Here is a 13,446-nt window from a genome sequence, read left to right as displayed (position 1 = left end):
TTCATCAAATGGGTTTCTCACCATTTCATTGCTTCATTAGGACAAAATCCTAAACTATTTTCAAATTATCATTTGGGCGTGCCACCAGTAAAAAATGGGGCTACCACAGTTTGCGGGTACAAAGCCCCATTTCTTACTACTGTCGTGCTATCCGCGCTACTTCGGTAGCTAGCTCCTATCACTCACGCAAGAAAACAACTCATTGCTATTCACAATAGAATCTCAAAAAACTTGCCGTAAGTCACATCTATAACCATGAATTTTATTTGTAAAAAAATAGCGCTATTTTTTGTCGTTTCATCCAAAATTACGAATTTCAAATAATAATTTCTACATTTAGGCTTTATTTAAGATATGAGACAACACAAACCGTTAGTAATACTGGGGGAAACTATTTTGCCTGGACAAAGCAAAACCATCGATATGGAAATTGCAAAACTGCACAATGCTGCCAAACTAAAAATTCCCGTAATTATTCAGCGATCCAAAATAGACGGGCCTACCCTACTTTTTTCAGCAGGAATTCATGGGGATGAAATTAACGGAATCGAAATCGTACGTCAAATTATATCCAAAAAAATAAACAGACCCAAACGAGGAACCATCATTTGTATTCCCATCATTAATATGTTTGGATACATTAATATGTCACGTCAATTTCCTGACGGACGTGATTTGAACCGCGTTTTCCCAGGAAGTAAAAAAGGATCCCTTGCTAGTCGCTTTGCACACCACATTCTTACCGAAATTATTCCCCACGTTGATTATGCAGTCGATTTTCATGCTGGCGGAGCCTCCCGTTTCAATGCTCCACAAATCCGATTAGTACCTGGAAATGATGAACTCAAACAATTGGCCGATATCTTTAACGCACCCTTTACTTTATTTTCCAAAAATATCTCGGGTACGTTTCGAAATGCTTGTCAAAAAAGCCAAGTAAAAATGCTGTTGTTCGAGGGTGGAAAATCTTTAAATATTAATGACGATGTTGCTCAATCCGGAATTGAAGGTGTTAAACGTTTTTTGTCCTTCCTTGGAATGCTTGACCCAAAACAATCTATCGAATTCAAAGAAACCGAAAGCATTTATATCAAAAAATCTATCTGGCTGCGAGCTAATAGTTCAGGAATGCTTCACGACCATAACAAAATTGGACAATTTGTCAAAAAGGGAGATGTCCTAGCAACAATTACCGATCCTTTTGGTAAGTTTGAACAAAAAGTAAAAGCACCCAACGACGGCTACATTATCAATGCCAACCATTCACCCATAGTTTATCAAGGGGATGCTGTTTATCATATCTCCAAAACCTTGTACAATGAGCCACAATAAAAAAGAGTTACGCACCAAATACAAAGCATTGAGGCAAACAGTAACAGCCAATCAAGCAGAACAAATGAGCATAGCCATTGCCAACAAACTCATTGCATTTCCCATCTGGAATAAAACCTATTTTCATATTTTCCTCCCCATTGTAGAACACAATGAAGTGGACACCGAATTAATTCTACACCTACTCTCTGGTAAAGACAAGGAAATCATCATTTCTAGAGCCGATTTTGCTACTCGAAAAATGACCCATTACTTATTGACAGACAACACCAAAATCAAAAAAAATCAATATAACATTCCAGAACCTATTGACGGATTAGAAGTGCCCTCATCCAAAATTGATGTTGTTTTTGTTCCTTTATTAGCCTTTGATCAAAAAGGACATCGTGTGGGTTACGGCAAGGGTTTTTACGATAAATTTTTATCTGAGTGCAAAACGGATACTATCAAAATTGGCTTGTCCTTCTTTGAAGCAGAAACTACTATAGAGGATATATTCGAATCTGATATTGCTTTGGATTATTGTGTAACACCTCTTAAGGTTTATACATTTTAGAGTATACATAAAATTCAGCGCAAATTCCTTTAAGGAACTTATCAAAATAAAATCGTAAAAAACTCAAACTCCTTTTTGTCGTCATAATATGTAATGTAGATACAGACTTAGCTTATACCGACAACACTATTGCTACATAAATTTATCCAATTAGAACCAACTTAGCTACCACGAGTCTCATTGCAACTGATCAGCTGTATGTTGACTATGTCATCAAAACATTAGTGTTTACGAGTACTCCTAACTCAAAAAAAACTTTGATCATCGATGCTATTGAAAAAAAATAAAATGGTCAATTTCAAGACACAAGTACTATTGATTTGCACTCAATAACTTTTGGTTTTTATGTTTTGGATACAGATGACATTAGAATAATACAATTAGCAGTATAGTAAGCTATTGTGCTACCGGAATCCCAATACGGAGGTCTTAATTGACGAACTACATCAAAAGCAAAGCAAGAGTTGTGGTTTTATTATTATTATTTTTTAAAAGTAACAAATACAAGAAAGCAATCCCCTTTTAATCCCGATTGGGGCGGTATCCTTGTGGAACAAGCGTTTATGCCCCACAAGATATAGCGGAAAGCTGGAACCCCATTTTCCTAAAACTGATAAATACTTCACTCCTAAAAATACAAATATTACAAACTGACCTTAGTCCACAAAAAAAACGGACAAGTTAGAAACTTGCCCGTTATATGAATTATTAAATTACATATTAATAGCCTTCTTTATGAAAAGCTTTTTTATTGAATACGATTAAGATTCCTACCCCGGTAGAAATGGCTACATCGGCAACGTTGAAGATTGCGTTGAAGAATGTGAATTCTTTTCCGCCCCACATAGGTATCCATTCAGGCAGAAAACCGCGCCAAATAGGAAAATAAAACATATCCACTACTTTACCATGAAAGTAGGTCCCGTAGGGTTGGTCACTAAAAATTGTGGCCAATTGTGAGTGACTATCGTCAAAAATAACCCCATAAAAAACCGAGTCAATGATGTTACCAAAGGCGCCTGCAAATATTAATGCAATGGCGATGATCAAGAAATTGGAACTGTGTTTTTGTTCTATTGAATCCCACAACCAATACCCGATTCCACCAACAGCAAAAATCCTAAAGACGGTTAAAAACAACTTTCCGTATTCGCCTGGTATTCTAGTACCCCAAGCCATTCCTTCGTTTTCAACAAAAAGAATTTTGCACCAGTTAAAAATTTCAACCTCTTCGCCTAGGATGAAATTGGTTTTTACAAAAATCTTTGAAACTTGATCAATCAATAAAATAAAGAAGATTAAGAGGTATGCTTTTGCTAATGACATTATAAAATTTTTAAGTGCGTAAAAGTAATCATTTTATACCAAACGAATTTATGAATTAGTCCAAATCATACTAAGTTAAAAACTATATAGTTGAAATCTTTGCAATGCAATTGAAAACTATTTCACTCTTGGATTGGTATTGTCAAAAAAAACGCTCCAAAAGGAGCGTTAAATAATACTTTTACAGATGTTATTTTTGAAGATTTTTGGCTTCAATACTCATCGTTGCATGAGGAACGATTTTTAATCTTTCTTTACCAATTAACTTACCCGTTACTTTACAAACACCGTAAGTCTTATTCTCTACACGGAACAATGCATTTTTCAAGTCACGAATAAATTTCTCTTGGCGAATAGCCAATTGCGAATTAGCCTCTTTTGACATGGTCTCACTACCTTCTTCAAATGCTTTGAATGTTGGTGATGTATCATCTGTACCATTATTCAAATCATTCATATAAGCACTTTTAATCAAGTTTAAATCAGCCTGTGCTTTGTCTATCTTATTTACAATAATCACCTTGAACTCCGCTAAATCAGCGTCTGAGTATTTTGTAGCTTCATCTGCCATAACCCTATTATTTAGTAATCGTTATTAATGTTTTAATATCATCAAATTCAATTTCTGTACCGTTTTCAATTTTTTCTATAAAAATTAATTCTTCGGTCAAGGTCTCAGATTTGATATAATTTATATTTTCTTTTACAGCAGCTTCTAACACGCTGTTGTTTTGTAAATGAACTTTTATTTTATCGGTCACTTCAAAACCAGAATCTTTTCTTAGATTTTGAATTCTATTTACTAATTCTCTTGAAATCCCTTCACTCCTTAGTTCTGGTGAAATTACAATGTCTAATGCTACTGTAATTCCGTTTGAATTTGCGACTAACCAACCTTCGATATCTTGCGAAGTTATCTCAACATCTTCCAAGGTTAAAGTTATGTTATTTCCTGCAATCTCGATCACAAAGCTTCCGCTACGCTCCAGTTGATTGATTTCGTCATTTGACAAAACTTGTATCTTCTTGGAAACCAATCCCATATCTTTTCCAAAACGAGGCCCTAAGGCTTTAAAATTAGGTTTAATTTGCTTCACTAATATTCCAGAGGCATCGTCTAAAAGTTGTATTTCTTTAACATTTACTTCTGCTTTTATTAGGTCTGAAATGGCTTCGATTTCGGCTCTTTGACTGTTGTCAAGTACCGGTATCATTACCTTTTGCAAAGGTTGACGCACCTTGATCATTTCTTTTTTTCTTAGTGATAAAACAAGAGATGAGATGGTCTGTGCTTTTTGCATTCTGCTCTCCAAGGATTTATCAACAAAGTTTTCAACGTATTCTGGGAATTTCGCCAAATGTACACTATCAAATTCTTCTGTTTGTGTAGTCAACGTTAAATCTCTATAAAGCTTATCCATAAAGAATGGCGCAATAGGAGCACTTAGTTTACTTACTGTTAACAAACAAGTATAAAGAGTTTGATAAGCTGCGATTTTGTCTTGAGCATATTCACCTTTCCAAAAACGACGACGACACAAACGCACGTACCAGTTACTTAAATTTTCTTGTACGAAGTCTGAAATAGCACGAGCAGCTTTGGTTGGTTCATAATCAGCATAGAAACCATCGACGTCTTTTATCAAAGTATTCAACTCAGACATAATCCATTGGTCAATCTCTGGTCTTTCGTTCATTGGTATATCAGCTTCCTTGTACTGGAATCCATCGATATTAGCATATAAACTAAAGAAGGAGTACGTATTGTAAAGTGTCCCGAAGAACTTACGACGCACTTCAGCAATTCCGTCTAAATCAAACTTTAAGTTATCCCATGGATTGGCATTAGAGATCATGTACCAACGCGTAGCATCAGGACCATATTCTGCTAAAGTTACAAATGGATCTGCAGCATTTCCTAGACGCTTGGACATTTTTTGTCCGTTTTTATCTAGCACCAAACCATTTGAAACAACATTTTTATAAGCTACTTTATCAAAAACTAATGTTCCGATAGCATGTAAGGTATAAAACCATCCACGAGTTTGATCAACTCCTTCGGCAATAAAGTCTGCTGGAAAGTCTTGGTTTCCATCAATTTTTTCTTTGTTCTCAAAAGGATAATGCCACTGTGCATAGGGCATCGCTCCTGAGTCAAACCAAACGTCAATCAAATCGGCTTCGCGTTTCATAGGTTTACCTGAAGTAGAAACCAACGTAATCGCATCGACTACGTTTTTGTGCAAATCAACGATATCGTAATTTGATTCGTCCATATTTCCAGTTTCAAATCCCTTGAATGGATTTTCTGTCTGAACACCTGCAGCAATTGCTTTTTCTATTTCTTCATATAACTCGCCAACCGAACCAATCAAGATTTCTTCTTGTTTGTCTTCGGTTCTCCAAATTGGTAACGGAATTCCCCAATATCTTGAACGAGACAAATTCCAATCATTGGCATTTTTCAACCAGTTTCCAAAACGTCCTTCTCCTGTTGCTTTTGGCTTCCAATTGATGGTTTCGTTCAATTCAAACATTCTATCTCTAACTTCTGTGATTTTGATAAACCAAGAATCTAATGGATAGTACAAAATAGGTTTGTCCGTTCTCCAACAATGTGGGTAACTATGGACATATTTTTCGACCTTAAAGGCTTTATTTTCTTCTTTTAATCGAATGGCAATTTCTACATCAACAGAACGTTCTGGAGCTTCGCCATCATTATAGTATTCATTTTTGACATATTTTCCCGAGTACTCACCCATTCCATCAATGAACTTTCCTTGCAGGTTAACCAAAGGAACTGGCGTACCATTTTCGTCTAAAACTAATAGTGGTGGGATTTCTGGTGTTGCTTCTTTGGCCACTTTAGCATCATCTGCTCCGAAAGTTGGTGAAGTATGTACGATTCCGGTTCCATCCTCAGTAGTTACAAAATCTCCTGAAATTACTCTAAAAGCATTTTCTGGATTTTCATATGGCAAAGCCAAAGGCATTAATTGCTCGTAACGAATACCTACTAAATCAGCTCCTTTTGCTTCTGCGATGATTTGAAATGGAATTTTCTTGTCTCCTCCTTTATAGTTTTCAAAATCTGTCTCTTCTGTACTTGCAAAGAACCCTTTTCCAAATTGTTTTCCGACCAAATTCTTAGCCAAGACCACATTGATTGGTGAAAAAGTATATTGATTGAAGGTTTTTACGACAACATAGTCGATTTTTGGACCAACTGTTAATGCTGTATTAGACGGTAATGTCCAAGGAGTTGTAGTCCAAGCCATAAAATGAATATCTCCAAATCCTTGAAAAGAATTCGGTAAAGTTTCATTTAACGCTTTGAACTGAGCAACAATCGTAGTATCCGTCACGTCTCTATAACTTCCTGGCTGGTTTACTTCGTGAGATGACAATCCTGTACCTGCTTTTGGAGAATAAGGCTGAATAGTATAGCCTTTATACATCAAATCTTTATTGTAGATTTGTTTCAAAAGCCACCATACGGTCTCCATGTATTTGGATTTATAGGTAATATAAGGATCTTCCATATCTACCCAATAGCCCATTTTTTCGGTAAGGTCATTCCAAACATCGGTGTAACGCATTACGGTTTTCTTACAAGCTTCGTTGTATTCTGCGACCGTAATTTTGGTTCCAATATCTTCTTTGGTAATTCCCAATTCTTTTTCTGTACCTAGCTCAACTGGCAAACCATGGGTATCCCATCCTGCTTTTCGTTTTACTTGGTACCCTTTTTGAGTTTTATATCTACAAAAAATATCTTTAATCGCACGTGCCATTACATGGTGAATACCTGGCAATCCGTTTGCAGAAGGAGGACCTTCAAAAAAAACGAATGGTTCGTTTCCCTCACGGGTAGTTACACTTTTTTCAAATATGTTTTCTTTCTTCCAGAAATCAAGTACTTCTGACGCCACTGTAGGCAAGTCAAGTCCTTTGTATTCAGTAAATTTTGTACTCATTTTATCCTTTTCTTTAATCGAAGTGCGAAAGTAAGGAAATTAAACCGAAAGTCGAAAGTCGAAAGTCGAAATTTCATCAACTGAAGCTATTGTACATTATTTTTTTAACTATTAATTTTTTGATGATTATATAACCTTTTTCATCTACTAAATAAAAAAGTACAATCCATTCATCTTTTCGATAATCATGTTTTCTTCACTTGCTTTTTGACCCAAAATCTGTTTCATAAGGAACTTAATAATGTATTTTGTTAGAAAATGCTGCACTGTTATCAAATACTACTTATGAAACAAAATTAAGATGCGACTAGAAAGACTTATATTATTGATGATAAAAAGGTAAAAGAGAAAAAACAACTTAATCAAATCGTGTCGAAATTAACAAATGGCATTTACCTTTTAAAACTAGAAGGACAACGCAACTTCGTTTAAATTTATTAAGGTGATCTTAAAAAGCTTTCTAACTGGCAGAGGGAGTAAACTTTGATCTTAAATTCAATTATTTTATTCAGTGTAGAAAGAATTTCCTTAAGAAAAAACTTCTTTCAGAACATCAAGTGATTTTGGGTTTTTAAAACCATCCAAATGCAAACGATAATAATCCATTAGAATCTTAAGTACAATTTGCCTTTCTACCACATGAAATATTTTTTGATTGTTATCAAATTTCAAGCTTACCAGTTTTTTAAACAAATTGGTTTGGTGTTCTGTGAGAGAATCTATACCAATAAAAGGAGTAAACTGCCCGTCTCTCATATCAAAAAAAGATTGATCAATATCTGATATATCTGGATAAAAACCAAGATATTTAGTAGTTTCTAATAATAAAATTAAATGAAAATTAGCGATTTCATCATTATGATCAAGCCACAATAAGGCTGTTTCTAGGAAATCAAAAAGCAGCTCGTTCTTTTCTTCTTCATGTATCGAATGATACAATACTTCTGATAAAAAAAGCACCATTGTACTCTTGAAAATATCGGTATGTATAGTTTGAAAAGGCGTACTGATTTTAATTTCTTTGAAATGTTCTAAGGTTCCTTTATTTTTATGTACTGCTTCAATTTCTAATATCGAAAGGGGCTGAAAATAAGCAATTTTTTGATTTGATTTTCGACCCGAAAAAGCAGAACGTACAAAATAAGATTTCAATCCACTAGAGTGCGTAAAACATTTTACTATTAAACTTTTCTCTTGAAACTTAAGTGATGAGAGGACGATTGCTTTGGTTTTTACTTGCAATTTGATGTTTTTAAAAGGGTAGTACTTAAATTCAATTTTAAATCTTTTTTACTTTGATACGGCTCTAAACCTTTTTTTTAAATTTAGAAAATAACTTTCGTAATATTTAAATGAAAGGTGCGCTACAATTATCGTAATAGTAATGATTAAAAAGTTAATCATTACTATATCTATCATTCTTGATAGATTTAATTTTTGAATTACTTTTAAATATGCTAAACCAATAAACTGCATAATAATTGGATGAAACATATAAATACCATAAGATATTTTTCCAAGATAATTGATAGTTCGGTTTTCTAAAATTTTGATTGGCTTTTGCGATAAAATTGAAATCGCTAAACCAAACAATACCATACTGAAGAGGTGATATGAGATATTATTTAAATTATTTTTGAAGATAGATGTTCCGAAATATAATAAAACAACAATCAAAATAGGATATCTAATCCTCCTAAATAGATATTGAACTTTTGCCTGGTTTAACAGTATAGCAAATAATCCACTGAACGAAAAATAAAAAAACAACATTTGATAACGGACTAAATAAATGAAATTTTCTGAAAAATACATTAAAATAAAAGCTACTGTAAATAGCACTAAAAACAGCGGAATTTTTTTGAAAGGTAAAATAAAAAATGCTGGTGCAATAATAAAATAGAATTGCTCTTCAATTGCAATTGACCACAATATCTCTAATATACCACCGGGTCCATAAGAACAAAAAATATTTGAAAAAAAAGTCACTGACAATAGTAACCCTGTGATTAAATCATAGTTATTTTCATAATTATAACCAAAATAGGGCAAAATAGTACGATAATATAAAAAACCAAAAATTAAAACTAAATAGTACAAAGGGAAAATTCGCAGTGCTCTTCTTGTAAAAAAATATTTTATATTTATGGTGTTTTTTATTTTCTTCTCTTCATAGAGCTGCTTGATTATTAGAAAACCGCTCAAAGAAAAAAATACACATACCGCTTCTCCTCCTTTCTTAAAAATAGCCAAATCATTATAAAAGGGAAATCCTCTATTTTCAAAAAATTGTGGAATATGAAAAATAACAACCAAAATTGATAAAATAAAACGAATAGCTGTCAAGTTTGGAAGATGTTTCATTAAAATTATTTTTTTTGATATTTTTAATCATTTATCTAATAATCATTACTTTCTTCACTTTCGTTTCAATTCCATCCTCGGCAGCAATAAAGATCATATACACACCCGATGCAACTTTGTATTTACCAAAAGCCGTTGTATCCCACTCTATTGTTCCCCCTTCAGAAGTTGTCTCGTAAACCAAATTCCCTTCTATATCGGTAATTTTGACATTTGCTTTATCTATTAAACCTGCTATTTTCACGGTTCCTTGGTAACCTGGGCGAACAGGATTGGGGTACACATAAGCATTACTCAAATCAGAACTCGATTTTGTAGCCACTCCTTTGAAGGAGATCATCCCTTTTGATGTTGCTATAAAAACTTCTCCTGTAGTATCGTTAATCGCAACATCATTCACTACATCACTTGGCAAAGGAGAATTTGCAGCTGTGAAATGATAAATAGTAGTTTGACCATCTGGAGAAACCAAAAACACTCCTGAATCTGCCGTAGCAATCCATTTGTTATTGGCTCCGTCTACCACAATATCTGTAATAAATTGTTCGTACATCAATTCTTGAGCAAGACCATCTTCTAAAATTATTATCGCTTTGGTTGTTAATTGGTCATCTGATTGAAAACTATTTACATTTGGTAATACTCTCAAACCTACTTTTGTACCAATCCAAAGTTGATTATCTTTATCAACGCTTACTACCATTACGGTTGTTGTTGGTAAGTCTCCCAAAGTCTCTCCAAAAGTTATATTTTTAAATCTATTCGTTTTATCATTAAAACCAAATACTCCAGCATTATGAGTTGTAATCCATTTAACGTCATTTTTATCAATAGCAATTCTTCCGTAATTTGTATCTACCGCATTATCATTCAACATAGGATTGGTCGAAAAACTTTGCCAGTCACCATTAGCTTTAAGTACCTTCAAGCCATTTACCACCAAACTATTTGTTACCCACAAATTCCCTACTTTGTCATAAGCAGTTCCATTAATACGGATATCAATATAACTTAGATCTGAACCAAGGGATTTTAAAGGGCTATTTTTCTCATTGTACAAAATCGTTGGCTCATCTTCTTCTATTTTCAATAAGCCCGAAAAAAAGGAACTAGCATATACCTGATTCTCATTTAATGGATTTATAATCACACGACTAATCGATCTAGCCCCAAAAACATCATTATAAGGGATATTTAGCCATCCACTTTTACTAAATTTACTTACTCCATATTTCGTTAAAGGATAAGGATTGTACTGCACATTATATCCCCCGAAAACTGCCCATAATGAGTTTGCAGCAGCATCAATAGCAAAAATATTATTCTTCAAAGGTCCAGATGGTGTTAGGTTTTCAAATATAGAGCCTTCTAAAATTGATGTGAAATAAAGCCCTTTATCTGTAGTACCAATATATACTTTATCGTCAATTATAGTTGCACAGCTAAACTGGGTGCCCACTGGAAAAAGACCATTATCTATCTGACGTATTAATGCAAGGGACTTATTGTAAATTAAAACAGTACTATCAGTGGTTAGTAACAAATAATCACCTTCAACTCTTATGTCATATACGTAAGTATTTAAATCTCTAATATTTACAAAAGTACTTGAGCTATATCTATAAACGCTACCCGAAGAATTTACTGCAACCAATTCACTACCAATAGAATCAACCCCTGTCCAATTGCCTGTAGCAACTTGTACCCATTGATTAAAATCTACTAAATTTTTATTAGCAACATCTGCTTTCTTTATCCCACTTGATGTCGAGGCATAAATAAATCCATTAAAAACTGCTGTTTGCCTTACACTAATTTCTATACCATTGTCCCCTATAAAATAAGTATCCCCAAAAAGCATGGTTTTCAAGTTAAACTGAACAATCCCAAAGTCACAAGAAATATAAATAATCCCTTGATATTCCATAAAATGATTAACTTTCTTTACAGTAGACGGAAGTTGCTTATTAAGAATATCAACTACTTTTAAAATTTTACCATTAGCATCATCGATTACTACAATTAACCCATTTTCATAGCCTACCATAGTCTTATTTAATAAGATATCATGATACATTGCACTTATAGTCTCGCCAGATAATCCATCTACCGTAGTTATCGTTTTAATCTCGTTTGAAAGTAAACTTTTAGAAAACAAAGCATTTTCTGAGGCTGCAAATACTACATTTTCACTAACTGAAATATCCTTTATTTCATTATATGAAAAATAACTCTGCCAAGACAAATTACTTTGTGACAAACACAATTGACTTATTAATAACGTTAGAAAACTTAAAGTTATTTTTTTCATTATTTTCATTCATTTAGGTGAGCAAATATAACATAAAGATAAGTATTTGAGATGTATGCCCATAAAAAGACTCTCTCAAGCAATGCAATAAGCAAAACCAGAGAGAGTCTTAATATTTTTTTTAACGTACTAAACTATTCCTTGGGCCAACATGGCATCTGCTACTTTTACAAATCCAGCGACATTGGCACCTTTCACATAATCAACATAACCACTAGAATCTGACCCATATTCCACACAAGAGGCATGAATTGAACTCATAATTCCTTTTAACTTTTCATCTACTTCTTCTGCGGTCCAATTTAATCGTAATGAATTTTGAGACATCTCTAATCCCGATGTGGCTACACCTCCTGCATTTGAAGCTTTCCCAGGTGAAAATAATATTTTGGCTTTTTGAAAAACAATCAATGCCTCCAAGGTTGTAGGCATATTAGCACCTTCAGTTACACAAAAGCAACCATTTGTAACTAGTAATTTCGCTTCCTCTTCGTTAATTTCGTTTTGAGTTGCACAAGGCATTGCAATATCACATTTCACCTCCCAAGGGCGACGATCGGCAACATACTTAGCATTTGGATATTTGGTAACATATTCACTTATCCTACCTCTTAGTTCATTTTTTATAAACATTATATGAGCTAGTTTATCTAAAGTAATTCCTTCTTCATCATAAATATAACCTCCAGAATCAGACATTGTTATTACTTTTGCTCCCAAATTAGTCGCTTTTTCTGCTGCATATTGAGCTACATTTCCAGAACCTGAAATTACAATAATTTTACCCGCTATACTATCTTCTTTGGTTGCTAGCATACTTTGAGTAAAATATACAGCTCCATATCCAGTAGCTTCGGGTCTAATTAACGAACCTCCATAAGACATTCCTTTTCCAGTTAAAACTCCTGTAAATTCATTTCTTAATCTTTTGTATTGACCAAATAAATAGCCAATCTCTCTACCGCCAACACCAATATCTCCTGCAGGAACATCAGTATTTGCACCGATATGTTTAGACAATTCGGTCATAAAGCTTTGACAAAAACGCATTACTTCATTATCTGACTTTCCTTTTGGGTTAAAATCTGCCCCACCTTTTCCTCCGCCCATCGGAAGCGATGTTAGACTGTTTTTGAATGTTTGTTCGAATGCAAGAAATTTCAAAATACTTAAATTCACAGAGGGGTGAAAACGAAGTCCTCCTTTATAAGGTCCAATTGCCGAATTCATTTGAACACGAAAACCACGATTAACTTGTGTTTGACCTTTATCATCCATCCAAGCTACTCTAAAAATGATAATCCTATCGGATTCGACCATTCGTTCCAAAAGCATTTTATTTTGATACTTTTCATTTTTCTCAATAAAAGGCATCACTGTTTCTGCTACCTCTACAACTGCTTGTAAAAATTCTGGCTCGTTGGGGTTTTTTCGAGTAACCTCTGCTATAAAATTTTCAATATTTTTTGACATAAATATAATATTAAGCACATTTAAGAAAACGATTTCGTGCTATAACAAATATACATTTTTTACAAAAATCAACATAAAATGAACCCTTAAATTTTCCTTATTTT

The 13,446-nt window shown here is 33.7% G+C and carries 9 protein-coding genes; 2 read left to right on the top strand and 7 right to left on the bottom strand.

Annotated features, from left to right (window positions below; translation table 11 throughout):
• Positions 1-354 precede the first annotated feature (354 nt).
• Together M2326_RS02895 and M2326_RS02890 are read left to right on the top strand one after the other, a co-directional pair.
• Positions 355-1,332 (top strand): succinylglutamate desuccinylase/aspartoacylase family protein, encoded by a 978-nt coding sequence (locus M2326_RS02895; RefSeq protein ID WP_264618050.1) that lies wholly within the window; start codon positions 355-357, stop codon positions 1,330-1,332.
• On the top strand, positions 1,319-1,888 hold the full coding sequence (locus tag M2326_RS02890; RefSeq protein ID WP_264618049.1) for a 5-formyltetrahydrofolate cyclo-ligase: 570 nt from the start codon (positions 1,319-1,321) through the stop codon (positions 1,886-1,888). The genes M2326_RS02895 and M2326_RS02890 overlap by 14 nt, the downstream gene beginning before the upstream one ends.
• A gap of 720 nt (positions 1,889-2,608) precedes the next feature.
• Here M2326_RS02890 and M2326_RS02885 read toward each other — a convergent pair.
• From M2326_RS02885 to gdhA, 7 genes are all read right to left on the bottom strand, one after another.
• A complete protein-coding gene (locus tag M2326_RS02885) occupies positions 2,609-3,214 on the bottom strand; it encodes a lipoprotein signal peptidase (protein WP_264618048.1) in 606 nt (201 codons plus the stop codon).
• Between the two features lie 190 nt (positions 3,215-3,404).
• Positions 3,405-3,785 (bottom strand): TraR/DksA family transcriptional regulator, encoded by a 381-nt coding sequence (locus M2326_RS02880; protein ID WP_264618047.1) that lies wholly within the window; start codon positions 3,783-3,785, stop codon positions 3,405-3,407.
• Between the two features lie 7 nt (positions 3,786-3,792).
• On the bottom strand, positions 3,793-7,194 hold the full coding sequence (ileS, locus tag M2326_RS02875) for an isoleucine--tRNA ligase (protein WP_264618046.1): 3,402 nt from the start codon (positions 7,192-7,194) through the stop codon (positions 3,793-3,795).
• A gap of 528 nt (positions 7,195-7,722) precedes the next feature.
• Positions 7,723-8,436, bottom strand: coding sequence for a DNA repair protein RecO (gene recO, locus M2326_RS02870; RefSeq protein WP_264618045.1), 714 nt, complete (start codon positions 8,434-8,436; stop codon positions 7,723-7,725).
• Positions 8,437-8,484: 48 nt separating this feature from the next.
• Positions 8,485-9,558, bottom strand: a complete 1,074-nt coding sequence (locus M2326_RS02865; protein WP_264618044.1) for an acyltransferase family protein — start codon at positions 9,556-9,558, stop codon at positions 8,485-8,487.
• Positions 9,559-9,589: 31 nt separating this feature from the next.
• Complete coding sequence (gene porZ, locus M2326_RS02860) at positions 9,590-11,869, bottom strand: type IX secretion system anionic LPS delivery protein PorZ (protein ID WP_264618043.1); 2,280 nt, start codon at positions 11,867-11,869, stop codon at positions 9,590-9,592.
• A gap of 129 nt (positions 11,870-11,998) precedes the next feature.
• Entirely contained in the window at positions 11,999-13,342 is a 1,344-nt protein-coding gene (gdhA, locus tag M2326_RS02855) for an NADP-specific glutamate dehydrogenase (protein WP_264618042.1), read from the bottom strand.
• Positions 13,343-13,446 lie beyond the last annotated feature (104 nt).

Source organism: Flavobacterium psychraerolatum, from assembly GCF_025960985.1.
Classification (GTDB): domain Bacteria; phylum Bacteroidota; class Bacteroidia; order Flavobacteriales; family Flavobacteriaceae; genus Flavobacterium.
Note: the sequence above shows the minus strand (reverse complement) of the source record. Positions and strands in the feature narration are given on the sequence as shown.

Bases quoted from the DNA above. Each gene is read 5' to 3' on its own strand.
- M2326_RS02885 (WP_264618048.1), bottom strand. From the start codon at position 3,214: ATGTCATTAGCAAAAGCATACCTCTTAATCTTCTTTATTTTATTGATT.
- ileS (WP_264618046.1), bottom strand. From the start codon at position 7,194: ATGAGTACAAAATTTACTGAATACAAAGGACTTGACTTGCCTACAGTG.
- gdhA (WP_264618042.1), bottom strand. From the start codon at position 13,342: ATGTCAAAAAATATTGAAAATTTTATAGCAGAGGTTACTCGAAAAAAC.
- M2326_RS02890 (WP_264618049.1), top strand. From the start codon at position 1,319: ATGAGCCACAATAAAAAAGAGTTACGCACCAAATACAAAGCATTGAGG.
- porZ (WP_264618043.1), bottom strand. From the start codon at position 11,869: ATGAAAAAAATAACTTTAAGTTTTCTAACGTTATTAATAAGTCAATTG.
- M2326_RS02895 (WP_264618050.1), top strand. From the start codon at position 355: ATGAGACAACACAAACCGTTAGTAATACTGGGGGAAACTATTTTGCCT.
- M2326_RS02880 (WP_264618047.1), bottom strand. From the start codon at position 3,785: ATGGCAGATGAAGCTACAAAATACTCAGACGCTGATTTAGCGGAGTTC.
- M2326_RS02865 (WP_264618044.1), bottom strand. From the start codon at position 9,558: ATGAAACATCTTCCAAACTTGACAGCTATTCGTTTTATTTTATCAATT.